Source organism: Microbacterium sp. EG9 (genome assembly GCF_059759475.1).
Map to the genome: position 1 here is coordinate 1203617 of NZ_CM186217.1, position 19918 is coordinate 1223534.

18 protein-coding genes are annotated in these 19918 nt (G+C 72.1%); all 18 read right to left on the reverse strand.

What is annotated here, in order from left to right:
* Positions 1-23: 23 nt before the first annotated feature.
* The 18 genes from AC6CQV_RS05615 to rpoZ all read right to left on the reverse strand — a co-directional run bounded on the left by AC6CQV_RS05615 (position 24) and on the right by rpoZ (position 19867).
* On the reverse strand, positions 24-1493 hold the full coding sequence (locus AC6CQV_RS05615) for a glutamate synthase subunit beta (RefSeq protein ID WP_060958630.1): 1470 nt from the start codon (positions 1491-1493) through the stop codon (positions 24-26).
* The gene (gene gltB / locus AC6CQV_RS05620; protein WP_061781741.1) at positions 1486-6087 is read right to left on the reverse strand and encodes a glutamate synthase large subunit; all 4602 of its coding nucleotides are present in this window, start codon (positions 6085-6087) and stop codon (positions 1486-1488) included. Before gltB ends, AC6CQV_RS05615 begins: the two co-directional genes overlap by 8 nt.
* Before the next feature lie 119 nt (positions 6088-6206).
* Complete coding sequence (gene lgt / locus AC6CQV_RS05625; protein ID WP_060958628.1) at positions 6207-7187, reverse strand: prolipoprotein diacylglyceryl transferase; 981 nt, start codon at positions 7185-7187, stop codon at positions 6207-6209.
* A gap of 51 nt (positions 7188-7238) precedes the next feature.
* Positions 7239-8024, reverse strand: coding sequence for a tryptophan synthase subunit alpha (gene trpA, locus AC6CQV_RS05630; RefSeq protein ID WP_498260486.1), 786 nt, complete (start codon positions 8022-8024; stop codon positions 7239-7241).
* Positions 8021-9229 carry a tryptophan synthase subunit beta gene (gene trpB, locus AC6CQV_RS05635; RefSeq protein WP_060958626.1) on the reverse strand — a complete coding sequence of 403 codons (1209 nt, stop codon included), beginning with the start codon at positions 9227-9229 and terminating at the stop codon, positions 8021-8023. Before trpB ends, trpA begins: the two co-directional genes overlap by 4 nt.
* Positions 9226-10002 (reverse strand): indole-3-glycerol phosphate synthase TrpC, encoded by a 777-nt coding sequence (gene trpC / locus AC6CQV_RS05640; protein WP_498260487.1) that lies wholly within the window; start codon positions 10000-10002, stop codon positions 9226-9228. Before trpC ends, trpB begins: the two co-directional genes overlap by 4 nt.
* 1 nt (position 10003) lies before the next feature.
* Positions 10004-10234 (reverse strand): DUF6704 family protein, encoded by a 231-nt coding sequence (locus AC6CQV_RS05645; RefSeq protein WP_060958624.1) that lies wholly within the window; start codon positions 10232-10234, stop codon positions 10004-10006.
* A gap of 37 nt (positions 10235-10271) precedes the next feature.
* Positions 10272-10886, reverse strand: coding sequence for a Trp biosynthesis-associated membrane protein (locus AC6CQV_RS05650; RefSeq protein ID WP_205283018.1), 615 nt, complete (start codon positions 10884-10886; stop codon positions 10272-10274).
* On the reverse strand, positions 10883-11266 hold the full coding sequence (gene hisI, locus AC6CQV_RS05655; protein WP_060958622.1) for a phosphoribosyl-AMP cyclohydrolase: 384 nt from the start codon (positions 11264-11266) through the stop codon (positions 10883-10885). Before hisI ends, AC6CQV_RS05650 begins: the two co-directional genes overlap by 4 nt.
* Positions 11263-12027: an imidazole glycerol phosphate synthase subunit HisF gene (gene hisF / locus AC6CQV_RS05660; RefSeq protein ID WP_060958621.1), complete on the reverse strand. Its 765-nt coding sequence runs from the start codon at positions 12025-12027 to the stop codon at positions 11263-11265. The genes hisI and hisF overlap by 4 nt, the downstream gene beginning before the upstream one ends.
* A gap of 1 nt (position 12028) precedes the next feature.
* Positions 12029-12871 carry an ATP phosphoribosyltransferase gene (hisG, locus tag AC6CQV_RS05665; protein WP_061781743.1) on the reverse strand — a complete coding sequence of 281 codons (843 nt, stop codon included), beginning with the start codon at positions 12869-12871 and terminating at the stop codon, positions 12029-12031.
* 46 nt (positions 12872-12917) lie between these two features.
* Complete coding sequence (locus AC6CQV_RS05670; protein ID WP_060958619.1) at positions 12918-13181, reverse strand: phosphoribosyl-ATP diphosphatase; 264 nt, start codon at positions 13179-13181, stop codon at positions 12918-12920.
* Between the two features lie 59 nt (positions 13182-13240).
* Complete coding sequence (rpe, locus tag AC6CQV_RS05675; protein ID WP_240191345.1) at positions 13241-13858, reverse strand: ribulose-phosphate 3-epimerase; 618 nt, start codon at positions 13856-13858, stop codon at positions 13241-13243.
* A 94-nt stretch (positions 13859-13952) separates the two neighbouring features.
* On the reverse strand, positions 13953-15311 hold the full coding sequence (locus AC6CQV_RS05680; RefSeq protein ID WP_498260488.1) for an RsmB/NOP family class I SAM-dependent RNA methyltransferase: 1359 nt from the start codon (positions 15309-15311) through the stop codon (positions 13953-13955).
* Complete coding sequence (gene fmt / locus AC6CQV_RS05685) at positions 15308-16252, reverse strand: methionyl-tRNA formyltransferase (RefSeq protein ID WP_191008636.1); 945 nt, start codon at positions 16250-16252, stop codon at positions 15308-15310. The genes AC6CQV_RS05680 and fmt overlap by 4 nt, the downstream gene beginning before the upstream one ends.
* Before the next feature lie 47 nt (positions 16253-16299).
* Positions 16300-18291, reverse strand: coding sequence for a primosomal protein N' family DNA-binding protein (locus tag AC6CQV_RS05690; RefSeq protein ID WP_498260489.1), 1992 nt, complete (start codon positions 18289-18291; stop codon positions 16300-16302).
* Positions 18292-18299: 8 nt separating this feature from the next.
* Complete coding sequence (gene metK / locus AC6CQV_RS05695; RefSeq protein WP_498260490.1) at positions 18300-19493, reverse strand: methionine adenosyltransferase; 1194 nt, start codon at positions 19491-19493, stop codon at positions 18300-18302.
* A gap of 119 nt (positions 19494-19612) precedes the next feature.
* A complete protein-coding gene (rpoZ, locus tag AC6CQV_RS05700) occupies positions 19613-19867 on the reverse strand; it encodes a DNA-directed RNA polymerase subunit omega (RefSeq protein ID WP_060958614.1) in 255 nt (84 codons plus the stop codon).
* Positions 19868-19918: the final 51 nt, after the last annotated feature.

Here is a 19918-nt window from a genome sequence, read left to right on the forward strand (position 1 = left end):
GGTTGTTCGGGGTTGATTTCAGCCTACGCGGGCTGAAGGCCGATCGCGACGTCCGTCGGGCGCACCGGTGACGGCAGGCTCGTGCGGCCCATCAGGTACTCGTCGACGGCGGCGGCCGCCGCGCGCCCTTCCGCGATCGCCCAGACGATCAGGGACTGGCCACGGCCGGCGTCTCCGGCGACGAACACGCCGGGCGCGGTCGTCTGGTAGTCATCGCCGCGCTCGACGTTGCCGCGGCCCGTGAACACGGTACCCAGCTGCGACTCGAGCTCGGCGCGCTCGGGGCCGGTAAAACCCATCGCGATGAGGATGAGGTCGGCGGGGATCTCGCGCTCGGTGCCGCTGCGGGGCACACGGCGCCCGTCGGGGAGGTACTCCGTCTCGGCGACGCGGAGCGCGCGCACCTCGCCGGCCTCGTTGCCGAGGAACTCGACGGTGGAGGCCAGGAAGCTGCGCTCCCCGCCCTCCTCGTGCGCCGAGGAGACCTCGAACACCGTCGGCGTCATCGGCCACGGCTGGTGGTCCGGGCGGCCCGCCGGGGGCTGCTTGCCGATCGCCAGGTTGGTCACGCTGAGGGCGCCCTGACGGTGCGCCGTGCCGATGCAGTCGGCACCGGTGTCGCCGCCGCCGATGACGATGACGTGCTTGCCCTCGGCGTGGATCTGGTGGGGCACCTGGTCGCCGGCGACGGCCTTGTTGGACTCGACGAGGTACTCCATCGCGAAGTGCACGCCCGCGAGGTCGCGGCCCGGGATCGCGAGTTCGCGAGGCAGCGTGGAGCCGGTCGCGATGACCACCGCGTCGTAGCGGGCCCGCAGCTCGCTCCAGGTGATGTCGGTGCCGATCTCCACACCGGCGCGGAACCGCGTGCCCTCGTCCTGCATCTGACGCAGGCGCGACTCCAGGTGGCGCTTCTCCATCTTGAAGTCGGGGATGCCGTAGCGCAGCAGGCCGCCGATGCGGTCGTCCCGCTCGTAGACCGCGACGGTGTGACCGGCCCGGGTCAGCTGCTGCGCCGCCGCGAGTCCCGCGGGGCCCGAGCCGACGACGGCGACGGTCTTGCCGGTGAGCCGCGCGGGCGGCTCCGGCTCCACCCAGCCGTTCGCGAACGCCTCGTCGATGACGGAGACCTCGATCTGCTTGATCGTGACCGCGGGCTGGTTGATCCCGAGGACGCAGGCGCTCTCGCACGGCGCCGGGCACAGCCGCCCGGTGAACTCCGGGAAGTTGTTCGTCGCGTGCAGACGCTCGATCGCGGAGCGGCCCTCGCCGCGCCACGTCAGGTCGTTCCACTCCGGGATCAGGTTGCCCAGCGGGCAGCCCTGGTGACAGAACGGGATGCCGCAGTCCATGCAGCGGCCGGCCTGACGACGCAGCACGGCGGAGTCGCCGGGCTCGTAGACCTCTTTCCAGTCCATGATGCGCACGGGAACCGGCCGGCGCGCCGGGAGCTCGCGCTCGGTGGTCTTCAGGAAGCCCTTCGGGTCAGCCACCGGTCACCTCCAGGATGCGGGTCCAGACGACGTCGCCGTCGGGGTCGAGCCCCTCGGCGGCCGCCTCCTGGCGGGTCTGCAGCACCGCGGCGTAGTCGCGCGGCAGGACACGGACGAAGTTCGCGGCCTCGGCCTCGAGATCGTCCAGAAGTGCGGCGCCGAGCGCCGAGTCGGTCTCGGCGACGTGACGCTCGAGCAGGTCGCGGAGGATCTCCACGTCACCGGAGCCCATGTCGAGCAGCTCGAGCTCGCCGGTGGCGAGCGCCTCGCGGTTGACGAGGTCGCGGTCCAGCTTGTAGATGTATGCCGTCCCGCCCGACATCCCGGCGCCGAGGTTGCGCCCCGTCGGACCGAGGATGACGGCCAGACCGCCCGTCATGTACTCGAGCGCGTGGTCGCCCACGCCCTCGACGACGGCGGTGGCGCCCGAGTTGCGCACCAGGAAGCGCTCTCCGACCACGCCGCGCAGGAAGAGCGTGCCCTGCGTGGCGCCGTAGCCGATGACATTGCCCGCGATGACGTTCTGGGCGGCGTCGAAGCTCGCGCCGCGCGGCGGGCGCACGACGATCTCGCCACCGGACAGCCCCTTGCCGACGTAGTCGTTCGAGTCGCCCTCCAGCCGCAGGGTGATGCCCGACGGCAGGAACGCGCCGAAGGACTGGCCCGCGGAGCCCGTCAGGTTGATCTCGATGGTGCCGGACGGCAGGCCGTGCTCGCCGTGGGCGAGCGTCACGCGGTTGCCGAGCATCGTGCCGACCGCGCGCTCCGTGTTGCGGATCGGCAGGTCGATCGAGAAGTGACCGCCGTGGACGATGACGTCCTGCGCGCGCTCGATGAGCTGCACGTCGAAGTGCTCGTCCAGTTCGTGGTCCTGGTCGCGGAGGTGGCGACGGGGCACGTCGGGCGCGAACGCCGGGCCCTCGAGGATGGGCGCGAGGTCGAGTCCGCTGGCCTTCCAGTGGTCGATCGCGCCGTTCATGTCCAGCACCTCGGTGCGCCCGACCGCCTCGTCGATGGAGCGGAAGCCGAGCTCCGCGAGGTACTCGCGCACCTCCTGGGCCAGGAACTCCATGAAGTTGACGACGAACTCGGGCTTGCCCGAGAAGCGGCTGCGCAGCACCGGGTTCTGCGTCGCGACGCCGACCGGGCAGGTGTCCAGGTGGCACACCCGCATCATGATGCAGCCCTCGACGACCAGGGCGGTCGTCGCGAAGCCGAACTCCTCGGCGCCCAGCAGCGCCGCGATCACGACGTCGCGGCCGGTCTTGAGCTGACCGTCGGCCTGCACCACGACACGGTCGCGCATGTCGTTGAGCATGAGCGTCTGCTGCGTCTCGGCGAGCCCCAGCTCCCACGGGGTTCCCGCGTGCTTGAGCGAGTTCAACGGGCTCGCGCCCGTGCCGCCGTCGTGCCCCGAGACGAGGATGACGTCGGCGAGCGCCTTGGCGGTGCCGGCGGCGACCGCGCCGATGCCGGACTGGCTCACGAGCTTCACGTGCACGCGGGCCTTGGGGTTCGCGCGCTTGACGTCGAAGATGAGCTGCTTGAGGTCTTCGATCGAGTAGATGTCGTGGTGCGGCGGCGGCGAGATGAGCCCGACGCCGGGCGTCCCTCCGCGCGTGCGGGCGATCCAGGGGTACACCTTGCCCGGGGGCAGCTGCCCGCCCTCACCGGGCTTCGCGCCCTGGGCGAGCTTGATCTGGATGTCGTCCGCGTGCGTGAGGTACATGCTCGTCACGCCGAACCGGCCCGACGCCACCTGCTTGATGGCACTGCGGCGCTCGGGGTCCAGCAGACGGTCGACGTCCTCGCCGCCCTCCCCCGTGTTCGACTTGGCGCCGATCGAGTTCATCGCGATCGCGAGCGTCTCGTGCGCCTCCTTCGAGATCGACCCGTAGCTCATCGCGCCGGTGGAGAACCGCTTGACGATGGAGGACACCGGCTCGACCTCGTCGATCGGCACGGGCGGGCGCACGCCGGTCTTGAGCTTGAACATCCCGCGCAGGGTCTTCAGCTCGGCCGCCTGGTCGTCGACGAGCTTCGTGTACTCGCGGAAGATGTCGTACCGACGGGTCCTGGTCGCGTGCTGCAGCCGGAACACCGTGTCGGGGGTGAACAGGTGGGGCGCGCCGTCCCGGCGCCACTGGTACTCGCCACCGGTCCAGAGGCGCTCGTGCGCGCGGACCGCGCCGTCCTCGGGGTAGGCGTAGTCGTGGCGAGCCTGGTTCTCGGCGGCGATCTCGCGGACGCCGACGCCGCCGAGCTTGGTCTCGGTGCCGGTGAAGTACTTCTCGATGAGCTCCTCCGACAGGCCGACGGCCTCGAAGACCTGCGAGCCCGCGTAGGACGAGACGGTCGAGATGCCCATCTTCGACATGATCTTCAGCACGCCCTTGCCGAGCGCGTAGATGAGGTTCTTGACGGCCTTCTCGGGCGTGATGCCGGTGATGAAGCCGGCGCGGACGAGATACTCGACCGTCTCCATCGCGAGGTAGGGGTTCACCGCCGAGGCGCCGTAGCCGATGAGGGTCGCGACGTGGTGCACCTCGCGGACGTCGCCGGCCTCCACGACGAGGCCGACCTTCATCCGGTTCTCCTTGCGGATGAGGTGGTGGTGCACGGCCGACAGCATGAGCAGCGACGGGATCGGCACGAGGTCCTTGTTCGAGTCGCGGTCGCTCAGGATGATGAACTCGGCACCGTCGGCGATCGCGGCATCCACTTCGGCGGAGATCTCGTCGAGGCGACGCTCGAGGGCGTCCTCGCCGTGCTCGAGGTGGTAGAGGCCGCGGATCGTCACGGAGCGCCGTCCGGGCAGGGCCTTGTCGATGTTCTGGAGCTTCGCCAGCTCGTCGTTGTCGATCACCGGGAAGTCGAGCGTGATCGTCCGCGTGTGCTCGGGACCCCACTCGAGGAGGTTGCGCTCGGGGCCCAGGCCCAGGGCGAGCGAGGTGACGACCTCTTCGCGGATCGAGTCCAGCGGCGGGTTGGTGACCTGCGCGAACTGCTGCACGAAGTAGTCGAACAGCAGACGAGGCCGCTTGCTGAGCACGGCGATCGGGGTGTCCGAGCCCATGGCGCCCAGCGGCTCCGCACCGTTCTGGCCCATCGGGGTCAGGAGGATGCGGACCTCCTCCTCCGTGTAGCCGAAGGTGCGCTGGCGGCGTGTGATGGAGGCGATCGGATGCACGATGTGCTCCCGCTCCGGCAGTTCCTTCAGGCGCACGCGGCCGGCGTCCAGCCACTCCTGCCACGGCTGCAGAGCCGCCAGCTCGGCCTTCACCTCGTCGTCCTCGATGATGCGACCCTGCGCGGTGTCCACGACGAACATGCGGCCCGGGCGCAGGCGTCCGCGGCGCTTGATGCGCTCGGGGGCGAAGTCGAGCACACCGGTCTCGCTGCCGATGACGACCAGTCCGTCGGTCGTCTCGGTCCAGCGGCCGGGGCGCAGGCCGTTGCGGTCGAGCGTCGCGCCGACGAGCGTGCCGTCGGTGAAGATGAGCGCGGCCGGGCCGTCCCACGGCTCCATCTGCATGGAGTGGTACTCGTAGAACGCACGCAGATCCGGCGCGATGTCGGCCTGCTTCTCGTAGGCCTCCGGCACCATCATCATGATCGCGTGCGGCAGGCTGCGTCCCGTCAGGGTGAGCAGTTCGAGCACCTCGTCGAAGGATGCCGAGTCGCTCGCGCCCTCGGTGCAGATCGGAAGCAGCGGGCGGATGTCGCCGATCAGCTCGGACTCGAGCTGCGACTGACGTGCGCGCATCCAGTTGCGGTTGGCGCCGACGGTGTTGATCTCGCCGTTGTGGGCCAGCATGCGCAGCGGCTGCGCGAGGGGCCACGACGGGAACGTGTTGGTCGAGTAGCGCGAGTGCACGACCGCCAGCTCGCTCTGGAAGCGCTCGTCCTGCAGGTCGGGGTAGAAGGGCTCGAGCTGGAGCGTCGTGACCATGCCCTTGTAGCCGAGCGTGCGCGCGCTGAGCGACACGAAGTAGGCGTCGTGCTCGCGACGGGCCCGCTTGCGCAGGCGGTAGACGCGCCGGTCGAGCTCGATCCCGCTGAGCGCGGGGGCGTCGCCCACGGCGGGGCGCGACACGAAGAGCTGCTCGAAGTGGGGACGGGCCTCGTAGGCCAGCTTGCCGAGGTGCTCCTGCTCGGTCGGGACGTCGCGCCAGCCGAGCACCGTCAGGCCCTCGGTCTCGGCGATGCGCTCGACGCCCGCCTTGATGTCGGCGCGGGCCGCCTCATCGAGCGGGAGGAACGCCATGCCGGCGGCGTACTCCCCCACCGGCGGCAGGTCGAAGTCGACGACGGCGCGCAGGAACGCGTCGGGCATCTGCGTGAGGATGCCGGCGCCGTCGCCCGTGCCGGCGTCGGAGCCGATCGCGCCGCGGTGCTCGAGGTTGCGCAGCGCCGTCAGCGCCAGCTCGACGATGTCGTGGCCCGGCTCGCCGCGGAGCGTGGCGACCATCGCCAGGCCGCAGGCATCCTTCTCGAAGGCCGGGTTGTACATCCCCTGCTTGGCGGGGAAGCCGGATGCGGGGCGCATCACGGGCTGTTCGTGGGTCTCTTCACGACGGGGGCTCGAAGCCATGGCAACCGTCCTCATGGTCAAACTGATCGGGGACGACGTCGGCCCTGGGCATTCAGCGGAGGTGTGTTCAGCGGAGGAGAAATCGAAGCGTGGCGGGCACCGGGGAGGTGACTGCGGTGCTACTTCGATGCGACGGTGCTTGTGGCTGCGTCCGCGATGGAGCCGGGCGTCGGGGGTGCGCTGACGTCCACGAATTCATCGGTGTTCTGCGATTGTACAGCCCCGCCCCGCTCGCGGCCGCGCATGTACGGCGACGGCTCGAAGCCGGGGTGACGACGCGTCTGCACCACGAAGATGGCCAGACCCACGATGACCCCGAAGATGGCCGCCCACACGTTGGTGCGCAGGCCGAAGAACACCTCGCTCGGGTCGATGCGGATGCTCTCCCAGACGATGCGACCGGCGCTGTACCAGACGAGGTAGATCGCGAACAGACGGCCCCACTGCAGCCGGAAGCGGTGGCCGGCCCACAGGAGGACGAAGACACCCATCGTGTTCCAGATGACCTCGTAGAGGAACGTCGGGTGGAACAGCGTGCCCGCGGGCAGGCCGACCGGCCAGGCCGCGTTCGGGTAGTCGATCTGCAGGCCCCACGGGAGGTCGGTGGGCAGGCCGTACAGCTCCTGGTTGAACCAGTTGCCGAAGCGTCCCATCGCCTGCGCGAGCAGCAGCCCCGGGGCCAGGGCATCGGCGAAGGTCCAGAAGCGGATGCCGGTCCACTTGCAGCCCAGCCACGCACCGATGGCGCCGCCGATGAGGGCGCCGAAGATGGCGATGCCCCCGTCCCAGACGTTCCAGATCGCGTCGCGGACGAAGGGGTTCCACCAGTCGCGGCCCTGCTCGAAGTAGAAGCCCCAGTGGGTGACGACGTGGAAGGCGCGCGCCCCGACGATCGCCAGCGGCACCGCCAGCAGGCAGATGTCGATGACGACCCAGGCCTCGGCTCCGCGCTTGGTCAGTCGGTGGTTGGTCATGAACGCCGCGACGACGATCCCCGCGAGGATGCACAGGGCGTAGAAGTGGATCGTCAGCGGGCCGATCTGGAAGGAGCTGATCGACGGGCTCGGGATGCTGGCGACGACGGAGGCGGAGGAAAGCACGAGGGGCAGTCTACTTCGCCGCCGGGATCGTCACGTGTCGCCGCGGACGGCTCAGGAGCCGGTGCCGCCCGTGAGCGCGCGGGTCTCGGCGGCGAGGGCCGCCACGCCGCCGTCGCGGAGGGCACGGACCAGAGCCGTCCCGACGATGGCGCCGTCGGCGTACTCCAGCACTCCGGCGACCTGTTCGGCGGTCGAGATGCCGATTCCGACGCAGGCGTGCTCGACGCCGAAACCGCGGAGGCGGGCCACGAGGGTGCGGGCGGCGGCATCCAGTTCTGCGCGCTCCCCCGTGATGCCCATCGTGGAGACGGTGTAGACGAAGCCGGTGGAGGCCTCTGCGATCATCCGCAACCGCTCGTCGGTCGAGGTCGGTGCGGCGAGGAAGACGCGGTCCAATCCGGTGCGCTCCGAGGCGGCGATCCAGTCGGGTGCGGCGTCGGGGGTGATGTCGGGCGTGATCAGGCCCGCTCCCCCCGCCGCGACGAGCTCGTCGGCGAACCGGTCCACGCCGTACTGCAGCACCGGGTTCCAGTAGGTCATCACGAGGATGGGCACGTCGACGCGCGCGGCGATGGCGCGGACGGCCGTGAAGGTGTCCCGCAGCCGGAAACCGCCGGCGAGGGCCGCCTGCGTGGCCTCCTGGATGATGAGCCCGTCCATCACGGGGTCGGAGTAGGGCGGCCCCAGCTCGAGGATGTCGGCGCCGTTGTCGGCCAGGGCGACGGCGGCGTCGATGCTCGTCTGGAGGTCGGGGAACCCGAGCGGCAGGTAACCGACGAACGCCCCCCGCCCTTCGGCCTTCGCGGCGTCGATCGCCGCGGCCACGCGCGAGGTCACTGCGCGGCCCCCTCGTCGTAGAGCCCGAACCAGCGGGCGGCGGTGTCCATGTCCTTGTCGCCGCGGCCGGAGAGGCTGACGGCGATGATGGCGTCCGGGCCCAGCTCGCGGCCCAGGCGCAACGCGCCCGCGAGGGCGTGGGCGGACTCGATCGCCGGGATGATGCCCTCGGTGCGCGAGAGCAGGCGCAAGGCGTCCATGGCCTCGGCATCCGTGGCGGGGATGTACTCGGCGCGGCCGATGTCGGCGAGCCACGCGTGCTCCGGCCCGACACCCGGATAGTCCAGGCCCGCCGAGATCGAGTGCGACTCGACGGTCTGGCCGTCCTCGTCCTGCAGCACGTAGGTCTTCGCGCCGTGGAGCACACCGGGCCGTCCGCGCTCGATGGATGCCGCGTGCTTCGGTGTGTCGACGCCGTCGCCGGCCGCCTCCACGCCGTACAGCTTCACCTTCTCGTCGTCGAGGAACGCGTCGAACATGCCGATCGCGTTCGAGCCGCCGCCGACGCACGCGACGACGGCGTCGGGCAGGCGCCCGGTCTCGTCGAGGAGCTGGGCGCGCGCCTCCTCGGAGATGATCTTCTGGAAGTCCCGCACCATGGCCGGGAACGGGTGGGGCCCCGCCGCGGTGCCGAAGATGTAGTTGGTCGTCTCGACCGATGCCACCCAGTCGCGGTACGCCTCGTTGATCGCGTCCTTGAGCGTGCGCGACCCGGTCGTGACGGGGATGACCTCGGCGCCGAGAAGACGCATGCGGGCCACGTTCAGTGCCTGGCGCTCGGTGTCGACCTCGCCCATGTACACCGTGCACTCGAAGCCGAACAGCGCAGCGGCCGTCGCGGTCGCGACACCGTGCTGGCCGGCGCCGGTCTCGGCGATGACGCGCTTCTTGCCGAGCCGCTTCGTGAGCAGAGCCTGCCCGATGACGTTGTTGATCTTGTGCGAGCCGGTGTGGTTGAGATCCTCGCGCTTGAGGAAGATCCGGGCGCCGCCCGCGTGCTCGGCGAAACGGGGCACCTCGGTCAGCGCCGACGGGCGCCCCGCGTACGAGTGCAGCAGGCTCTCGAACTCCGCCTGGAACGCGGGGTCGGCCTTGGCCGACTCGTACTCCGCGGTCAGCTCGTCGATCGCGGCGATGAGCGATTCGGGCATGAATCGACCGCCGAAGTCGCCGAAGAACGGTCCGTGCTGGTCACGCAGGCTCATGATCCGGCCTCCAGGAAGGCATGCAGGGTGGTGACGGGGTCGTTCGTGACGAGCGCCTCCCCCACCAGGACGACGTCGGCGCCGCCGGCGCGGTAGTGCGCGACGTCGGCCGGGGCGAGCACCGCGGACTCGGCGATCTTCACGGCATCCGCCGGGAAGTGCTCGGCGAGCGAGCCGAACAGGTCGCGGTCCAGCTCGAAGGTGGACAGGTTGCGGGCGTTCACGCCGATGAGCTTCGCGCCCAGGTCGGCGGCGCGCTCCAGCTCCTCGCGGGAATGCGTCTCGACGAGCGGCGTCATGCCGAGCTGGAGCACCAGCTCGTGCAGTCGGCTCAGCAGCGGCTGCTCGAGGGCGGCGACGATCAGCAGCACCAAGTCGGCGCCGGACGCACGTGCCTCCAGCACCTGGTAGGGCGTCGCGATGAAGTCCTTGCGCAGGACGGGCACGTTGACGCGTCCCTTCACCGCCTCGAGGTCGGCGAGGGAGCCCTTGAATCTGCGCGCCTCGGTCAGCACGGAGATCGCCGAGGCTCCGCCCTCCTCGTACAGCGCGGCCTGGAGGGCGGGATCGGGGATCGCCGCGAGATCGCCGCGGGACGGGCTCGCGCGTTTGACCTCGGCGATGATCTTCACCCGGTCGGCGGGGGCGAGGGCGGCGAGGGCGTCGAGCGCTGGGGCCTGTGCGAGGGCGTCACGCTCGACATCGCGAAGAGGACGTGCGTCCTCCCGCGACCGGGCATCTTCCACCGCACCGGCCGTCAGGCCATCGAGCATGTCAGTGCTGCTTCGGGGCGTACTTCGGGCCCTTGGCGCCGTAGCCGGCCTTCGCCATGCCCCACCCGACGAGTGCGCCGACGATGAGCAGGCCCACCGAAGCCCAGACCAGGATCGGCATGTCGAACCAGTAGAAGACCGTGCCGAGCGTCACGGCGAGCAGCATGATGACCACAGCCGTCCAGGCGGCGGGCGAGTGTCCGTGGCCGGGGTCGTCGATGCTGTTGCTCATGATGCTCCTCGGAGTGATTCGGGGGTTCTCCGCCAGTCTAGCGGGCGGTGGGATCGTCGCCGTGCGACAGGTCGTCCCAGGAGTCGATCGCGTCGTAGGGGCGGGACGCCGCCGCCGCGGACGGCGCGGCGGCTCCCGCGCCGGTCCCGCCGTCGGTGCGGTAGCGCCGGCCGCTGCGGCGCCAGAGGTGCGCCGTCGCGATCGTCAGCGCGCCCCCGGCCACGATGAGCACCCCCGCCACGACGGTCAGCCAGGGCCACGGCGTGGCGGTGACGGACGTCACGAGGCCGGCGATCGCGGCCGTACCCGACAGGCCCGTCGACGTCGTGACCGCGGCGGCGACCGCATCCAGCGGCTGCTCGATCGCGATGCGGGCGGCGGCGACGGTCAGCGTGCCGCCGATGAGGAGGGCGAGCGCGCCGAACGCATACCGCAGCGCGCGGCCCACCACCGTCAACGCGAGTCCCAGCGCGAGGGCCGCCAGACTCAGCGGTGCCAGCATCGTGAACGCCTTCGCCCCCGCCACCTGCAGGGCCGCGGTCGCGCCCGCGTCGAGGGTCACGTCGAGCCAGGTCTGGGTCGACGAGATGATCGCCAGCGCTCCGCCGGCGATGATCGCCAGCACCGCAAAGCTGCGCGCACGTGCCGTCACGACGCGTCGCCGCCGGAATCGAGGGGCGCCCAGGCGACGACGGGCGACAGGTCGTCGGCGTCGAAACAGGTGTGGTCACCGGTGTGGCAGGCCGCGCCGATCTGCTCGACGGCGATCAGCAGGGTGTCGCCGTCGCAGTCCAGCCGCGCGCCGCGGACGTACTGCGCGTGTCCGGAGGTGTCGCCCTTGCGCCAGTACTCCTGGCGGGACCGCGACCAGAACGTCACGCGGCCCTCCGTCAGCGTGCGGCGCAGCGCCTCGGCATCCATCCACCCGAGCATGAGCACCTCGCCGGTGTCGTGCTGCTGGATGATCGCCGGGACGAGCCCGTCGTCGTTGAAGGCGACGCGGCCGATGCGGGGGTCGTCGACGGCGGTCATCGGCGCACCTCGATGCCGTCCGCGCTCAGCGCGTCCTTGACCTCGCCGATCGTCAGCTGGCCGGAGTGGAACACGGATGCCGCGAGCACGGCATCGGCTCCGGCGTGCACGGCCGGGGCGAAGTGGTCGACGCTGCCGGCGCCGCCGGAGGCGATCACCGGCACCGACGACAGCTCGCGCATGAGCCCGACCAGCTCGAGGTCGAAGCCGTCCTTGGTGCCGTCGGCGTCGATCGAGTTGACGAGCAGCTCGCCGGCGCCGCGGTCGATGGCCTCACGGGCCCAGTCGAGGGCGTCGAGGCTCGTGGCCGTGCGTCCGCCGTGGGTCGTCACGACGAACCCGGAGCGGGTGCCGGGTGCGCGCTTCACATCGAGCGAGAGCACGAGCACCTGGGCGCCGAAGCGGTCGGCGATCTCGCCGACGAGGTCGGGGCGCGCGATGGCCGCGGAGTTCACGCCGACCTTGTCGGCACCGACGGCGAGCAGTCGCGCGACGTCGTCGGCGCTGCGCACGCCCCCGCCCACGGTGAGCGGGATGAAGACCTCTTCGGCCGTGCGCCGCACGACGTCGTACGTCGTCGCCCGGTCGTCCACCGTCGCGGTCACGTCGAGGAACGTCAGCTCGTCGGCGCCCTGGGCGAAGTAGAGCGCGGCCAGCTCGACCGGGTCGCCCATGTCGCGCAGGTTCTCGAAGTTCACGCCCTTCACGACGCGGCCGGCGGCCACGTCGAGGCACGGGATCACCCGTCGTGCGAGCGACATGTCAGAGCCTCGCGTTGTGGATCGGCGTCACCAGGATGGCGCGGGCGCCGATGGCGTAGAGCGCGTCCATGACCTGATTGACCGTCGTGCGCGGGCTCATCACGCGCACCGCCACCCACTCCGGGTCGCGCAGCGGCGAGATGGTGGGCGACTCGATGCCGGGTGCGATCGCCACCGCGTCGTCGACCAGCGACGCCGGCAGGTCGTAGTCGATGAGCACGTAGCGACGCGCGACCATGACGCCGCGCAGGCGCCGCAGCAGGGTCTCGGTGCCCTCGGCCTCGGTGGGAGCCCCGATGAGCACGGCCTCCGACTGCAGGAGCACCGGTCCGAAGATCTCCAGGCCCGCCTGCTTCAGTGTCGTGCCGGTGGAGACCACGTCCGCGACGGCATCCGCCACGCCGAGCTGCACCGCCGACTCGACCGCACCGTCCAGCGGCACGAGGTCGACGGCGACGCCCTGCTCGTCGAGGAAGCCGTCGACGAGGCCCGGGTAGGCCGTCGCGACCCGCAGGCCCTCGAGGTCGGTCACCGCGGTGAAGCGTCCGGGAGGGCCGGCGAAGCGGAACGTCGAGCCGCCGAAGCCGAGCTGCTCGATCTCACGTGCCCCCGGCATCCGGGCGTCGAGGAGCAGGTCGCGGCCGGTGATGCCGACATCGAGGGCGCCGGAGCCGACGTAGGTCGCGATGTCCTTCGGACGCAGGTAGAAGAACTCGACCTCGTTGATCGGGTCGATGACATGGAGATCCTTGGGGTCGCGACGGCCGGTGTATCCGGCCTCCGCGAGCATCTCGGCGGCGGTGTCGGCGAGCGACCCCTTGTTCGGCACGGCGATGCGCAGCATGGGTGAAGGGCTTTCGGTAGCGGGACGAGCAGAGGCGGGAGCGCGCTCAGAGATGTCGGTACACGTCGTCGAGGGTGAGGCCCTTGGCCAGCATGAGCACCTGCAGGTGGTACAGCAGCTGGGAGATCTCCTCGGCCGTCTCGTCGTCGGACTGGTACTCCGCGGCCATCCACACCTCGGCGGCCTCTTCGACGATCTTCTTCCCGATGGCGTGCACGCCGCGGTCGAGCTGCGCGACCGTGCCGGAACCCTCGGGACGGGTCTCGGCGGTCGTCGTCAGCTCCGCGAACAGGGCGTCGAACGTCTTCACCCTGACAGGCTACCGGTCCGCGCCGGGGGCGAGCGCCGTCCGGGCGGCCGGCGGGCGGGTCAGTGCCGGTGGTGATCGGCGGCGAGGCGACGCAGGGCGGCGATCGCGCGGTCCGGCTCCCCCGCGCCGAAGACGGCCGAGCCGGCGACGAACGTGTCGGCGCCGGCCTCGGCGGCCTGGGCGATCGTCGCCTCCGAGATGCCCCCGTCGACCTGCAGCCACACCTGCGAGCCGCGCCGGCGGGCCTCGTCGTGCAGTCGCGCCAGCTTGGGCATCTGGTCGGCCATGAACGACTGTCCGCCGAAGCCGGGCTCCACGGTCATGACGAGGATCTGGTCGAACTCGTCGAGCACGTCGAAGAGCCCCTCGACCGCCGTCGCGGGCTTCACCGCCACGCCGGCGCGGGCACCGATCGCGCGCAGGCGGCGCGCGAGGGCCACGGGATCGGTCGCGGCCTCGAGGTGGAAGGTGACCGATGCCGCACCCAGCTCGGCATAGCCGGGAGCCCAGCGGTCGACGTCCGAGATCATGAGGTGCACGTCCAGCGGCACCGGGCTCGTCGCCTGGATGCGCTCGACCATCTGCGGCCCGAACGTCAGGTTCGGCACGAAGTGGTTGTCCATCACGTCGACGTGGACGAAGTCGGCGGTCCCGATGCGGGCCAGCTCGGACTGCATGTTCACGAAGTCGGCGGCCAGGATGCTGGGGTTGATGCGGATGTCGCCGGTCACGGCACCACCCTAGCCGCCGCCGACGGGCCCGCGGGGCCGCTCAGCGCTTGCGCAGCAGCGAGATGGACATGGCATCGGTGCCGTGACGGTGCGGCCACAGCTGCGCGCGCCCGGACCCGTCCGCGGGTGCGGCGAGATCGATCGGTGCGTCGGAGATCCCCGCGACGACCGCACGCGCATCGATCTCCTCGATGGTGTCGCCGTGGGTGCGCAGGGCGTCGGCGACGACTGCGGCGGTCTCGGCCAGGTGTGGCGAGCACGTGACGTAGGCGACGATGCCGCCCGGGCGCAGTGCCCCGATCGCGGCATCGAGCAGTTCGGTCTGGAGCGCGGCGAGCTCGGGGACGTCGGCGGGCTGCTTGCGCCAGCGCGCCTCGGGACGACGGCGCAGGGCGCCCAGGCCGGTGCAGGGGGCATCGACGAGGATGCGGTCGTAGCGCCCGCGGGCGGCCCGTGTGCGACCGTCCTCCTCCGACACCGGAACCTCCAGCGGTACCGACGCGACCGAGTCGCGCACGAGCGGCGCGCGAGCCGGCGACAGCTCGTTCGCCTCCAGCTCCGCGCCGTGGGCGAGCGCCTCCGCCGCGAGCACCGCCGTCTTGCCCCCCGGCGCGGCACAGAGGTCCAGCCAGCGCTCGCCGGGTGCCACCGGGAGGGCGCGGGAGAGGGTGAGCGCCGCCAGCTGGGATCCTTCGTCCTGCACGCGGACCAGGCCCCCGGATGCCGCGACCAGCGCACCGGGATCGCCCCCGGCGGAGCGGAACCCGAGCGGCGAGTACGGCGTCGGCGCGGCGTCGGCGGGCCGGTGCGCCAGTCCGGGGAGAGCGGCGAGGGTGACCACCGGCGCCGCATTGTCGGCGGCGAGGAGCGCCTCGAGCTCGTCGGCGCGGCCTTCCGCGGCCAGGGCGCGGCGGAAGGCGCGGATCACCCACACCGGATGCGCGTAGCGGAGGGCGAGCCGCTCGTCGTCCGACCGCGCCCCCGCCGCGAGACGCTCGTCCCACTCGTCCGGCGTCCGCTCGCTGACGCGACGCAGCACCGCGTTCGCGAAGCCCGCCGCCGACGCGCCGACGGCTTTGCGCACCTGGCGGACGGTCTCGTTGACGGCCGCGTGCGCGGGCGTGCGCATCGCCAGCAGCTGATGGACCCCCAGCAGCAGGGCGTCGCGCACGGCGGGGTCGATGTCGGCGACCGGGCGACGTGCGGCATCCGCGATGATCGCGTCGTAGGTGCCCTCGCGGCGCAGCGTGCCGTAGGTCAGCTCGGTGGCCAGTCCGGCGTCGGGGCCGGTGAGCCCGGCCCGCGTGATCGCACGCGGCAGCAGGAGGTTGGCGTACGCGTCGGAGTCGTGCACGGCGCGCAGTACGTCGTAGGCCACCCAGCGCGGCGACCCGCTCACGAGGCCGCCTCCCCCGACGACGGCAGCTCGATGCGCGGGTCGTCGACCCGCACGCCGCGCCACCAGTCCCCCGCCGCCATCGCGCTCTTGCCGGCCGGCTGGACGGTCTTCAGGACCACGCTGGTGCCGCCGCCGGCACCGAGCAGGATGTCGCGGCCCGAGGCGCTCACCACGCCCGGCTCCAGCCCCGCATCCGGCCCGCGGTGCGCCGCGAGGATCTTCAGCCGCGCGCCGTCGAAGCTCACGTGCGCCCCGGGCTCGGGCGTCGTGCCGCGGAAACGGTCCAGCACGACGTCGGCGGGAGCCGTGAGGTCGAGGGCGCCATCGGCGATGGACAGCTTCGGAGCGAGCGTGGCCGTCCCCGTCTGCGGCGTCGCGCGCGCGGTTCCCGCCGCGATCTCGTCGACGACGCGCACGAGCAGCTCGGCGCCGGCGTCGGCCAGCTCGGTGAGCACCTCCCCCGCGGTCGCGCCGCGGGGGACGTCGTAGCGCACCTCTGCGAAGACATCACCCGCATCCAGGGCGGCGACGAGCTGGAACACGCTCGCCCCCGTGGTCCGGTCCCCCGCGATGAGCGCGTGCTGCACCGGGGCTGCGCCCCGCCAGCGCGGCAGGAGGGAGAAGTGCAGGTTGATCCACCCGTGCTTCGGCATCGACAGCAGCGGTTCCCGCACGAGGCCGCCGTAGGCCACGATGACGCCGAGATCGGGCGCGAGGGCGTCGATCGCGGCGCTCGCCGCGGCGTCGAGGCGGTCGGCCTTGACGATCGGCACCCCCAGGTCCGCTGCCGCCGCCGCCACCGCGGACGGCGTCAGCACCCGCTTGCGACCGAGGGGCGCGTCGCTGCGGGTGACGACCCCGACGAGATCGTGAGCGGATGCCGCGACCGCCCGCAGGGACGGGACGGCGGGCGCCGGTGTGCCGGCGAAGACGATGCGCATGGGGTACCTCGGTTGATGACGACGATCACGGCGGCGAGCCCGCCGGATCAGAGATCGAGTTCGGGGACGTCGAGCCGCACCCGCAGTGTAGTGCGCGCGCCGCTGTTCGCCCCGCGCGCCGGTCCGCGACGGGCGGCGCGACGCCCCCGCAGGGCCTCGGCGACGACGGCCGCGCGCAGCGTCTCGGCGACAGCCTTGCCGTGGGCGTAGTCGAAGCGCACGAGGGCGCGGACCACCCCCTCCTCGACGGGGACGGGACCCAGGATCGCGCCCGCGGGGGCGGCGAGCGTGGGAACGGCCTCGCGGACCGCGCTGAGCGCCCCCTCGACGGCGGTCACGGTGCCCTCGACCGCCGCGACGCGGATCACCGGCGGCATCGCGAGCGGCGCGCGGTCGGCGAGCTCCGCGCGCGCGTAGGCCGGCTGCGTCCAGGTCGCGAGGGCGCGTGCGACCGGTCCCGCGACACCCACGAGGTGCACGGGGGCCGTCGGGGCCGCGAGCGCGGCCGCGTTCGACCACCAGCGCAGCGCGGACTCCCCGATGCGCAGCTGCTCGGCCAGCAGCATCCGGTCGCCGTCGAGCAGGATCACCGCCCGGTAGCCGCCGCGCGCGAACGGCTCGGCGCCGCGGGTCGCGATGACGAGCGCCGGCCGCTCGTCGACGTGGGTCACGGGATGCGCGCCGTCGGCGACGATGACGCGGGTGTGGGGGAAGGCGCGTCCGAGCTCGTCCGCCGTGCGCTCGCTGCCCGACGACGCCATGCGCAGCTTCACCGAGCCGCAGTTCGCGCACGTCCAGGCGGGGGCGGAACGGCCGCACCATCCGCAGTCGGGGGTCGCTCCGGGGCGGCGCGCCCGCAGCGGGCCCGTGCAATGGCGGCAGCGGGCGGGCGTGCGGCAGTCGGCGCACACCAGCACCGGCGAGTAGCCCGGGCGGGCGACCTGCACGAGGACCGGTCCCTCGTGCAGGGCGTCGCGGGCGGCGGCGAACGCGCTCGACGGCACGCGGGCTCCCCGCGACTCGCCCTCGCGTGTGGCCGACAGCACGACGGTCGGGCTCGGCCGGCGGCCCGCCGGCAGGTCGCGCACCCAGCCGAGCTGCACCAGCCGCTCCACATCGGTCGTGCGCGTGTGACCGGCGAACACGAGCGCCGAGCCCTCCAACTCCTGGCGGAGGAGGGCCGCGTCGCGCGCGTGGACGCCGGGACTGAGCGGCTCGGCCAGCAGGGGGTCGCCGTCGTCCCACACGACGACGCAGGCCGTGTCGTGCGCGGGGGCGTAGACCGTCGACCGGTTGCCGACCACGATGCACGGCGACGGCGTCAGCAGCCGCAGGTAGGTGGCGTAGCGCTCGGGGCCGGAGCGGCGCGCGTCGTCGCGCACCACGGCGTCGTCGGGTGCGCGCCCCGCGAGCGCGGTCAGGAGCTGGTCCTGGTCGCGGTGATCGGGCACCACCAGCACGGTGCTGCGCCCGTCCGCCAGCGTGCGCACGGCGATCGCGGCGACCAGGTCGGCCCACGCGCCGACCGGGCGATCGGGCGCGGGGCGCGGCGGCGCGTCGAGGGCGAGCCGCTCCCCCGCCGCGACGGCCTCGGACAGCCCCGGATAGGCCGCGAGCACGCCGTCGGCCCAGGCCGCGGCATCCGTCGACACCTCGGCGGCGGAGGCGTCCGCATCGCCGGCGGCGAGCCACGCCTTCTCCGCGCGCACCATCCGCTTCGGGATCACCAGCCTCAGGATGTCGCTCGCCGAGCCGGCGGCGCGGTCGGCCGCGCGTCGGGCGAGCGCGTACAGCGCCGGGGTCAGCACGGGCACCGACGAGACGACCGCGTCGAGCTCGGAGAGCGGCCGCTCGGGCGCCTCCGCCGTGTGCACGTCGACGAGGTAGCCGTCCACGACGCGCCCCGCCGTCCGCAGCGGCACGCGCACCCGGACTCCCGGCACGGCGTCGGCGACGAGCGATGCCGGGACCTCGTAGTCGAAGAGCCGGTCCAGCTGCGGCAGGGGCGAGTCGATGAGGACCCGGGCGACGACGATCACGGCGTCGGTCAGAGACCCGTGGCGGCGCGCAGCTCCTCGACGCGGTCGGTGCGCTCCCAGGTGAACTCGGGAAGCTCCCGGCCGAAGTGGCCGTAGGCGGCCGTCTGCGCGTAGATGGGCCGCAGCAGGTCGAGGTCGTCGATGATCGCCTTCGGACGCAGGTCGAACACCTCTCGGATCGCCCGGGTGATCTTCTCGTCGGACACGTGCGCGGTGCCGAACGTCTCGACGTAGAGCCCGACGGGCTCCGCGCGACCGATCGCGTACGCGACCTGCACCTCGAGGCGGTCGGCGAGACCGGCCGCGACGGCGTTCTTGGCGACCCACCGCATCGCGTAGGCGGCGGAGCGGTCGACCTTGGACGGGTCCTTGCCGCTGAACGCGCCGCCGCCGTGGCGGGACGCGCCGCCGTAGGTGTCGATGATGATCTTGCGGCCGGTGAGACCGGCGTCGCCCTTCGGGCCGCCGGTGACGAACGGGCCCGCGGGGTTGATGACGTAGCGGACGTTCGACACGTCGAGGCCGGTGGTGGCGAGGATGGGGTCGATGACCTCGGCCTGCACCGCGGCGCGCAGGGCGGGCAGCGAGATGTCGGGGTTGTGCTGGGTGGAGAGCACGACGGTGTCGACGGTGCGCGGCACCGGACCGTCGTAGCCGAGGGTCACCTGGGTCTTGCCGTCGGGACGCAGGAACCCGAGCGCGCCGGAGCGGCGGGCATCCGTGAGACGCTCGGCCAGCCGGTGGGCGGTCCAGATCGCCATCGGCATGAGCTGCGGTGTCTCGTTCGTCGCGTAGCCGAACATGATGCCCTGGTCGCCCGCGCCGAGCGCGTCGACGGGGTCGACCGAACCGCCCTCGCGGTGCTCGATCGCGTTGTCGACGCCGGCGGCGATGTCGCCGGACTGCTCGCCGATCGACACCGTGACGCCGCAGGAATCGCCGTCGAAGCCGGTCTCGCTCGAGGTGTAGCCGATGCGGTTCACGACCCGGCGGACGATGCCGGGGATGTCGACGTACCCGTCGGTGCGGACCTCGCCCGCCACGTGCACGAGGCCCGTGGTCACGAGGGTCTCCACCGCGACACGGCTGCCCGGGTCGACCGTCAGCAGGGCGTCGAGGATCGAGTCGGAGATCTGGTCGCAGATCTTGTCCGGGTGCCCCTCGGTGACGGATTCGGACGTGAACAGACGCAGCGCGCTCATCGGTGCTCCAGACGACAACGGGTACTCGACAATCATGCCCGCGATCTCCGACACGACGTCGTCGTAGCGGGGATCACGGGCATGCCGACGCCATACGGCGTCATGAAGTCAGCGGAGGATCACTCGGCCGCGCGCAGGCGCAGCTTGTCCTCGTGGATCTCGTGCAGCGCGATCGTGAGGGGCTTGTCCTCGACGCTCGAGTCGACGAGCGGACCGACGTTGTCGAAGAGGTTCCCCTCGTGCAGGTCGGAGTAGTAGTCGTTGATCTGGCGCGCGCGCTTGGCCGCGTAGATCACGAGCTGGTACTTGGAGTCGACCTTGTCGAGCAGTGCGTCGATGGGCGGGTCGATGATGCCCTTGTCACGTCCGGCCATGATGAACCTCCAGGATCGAATGGCGGTGGGAAAACTCGCGGGGACACGCCC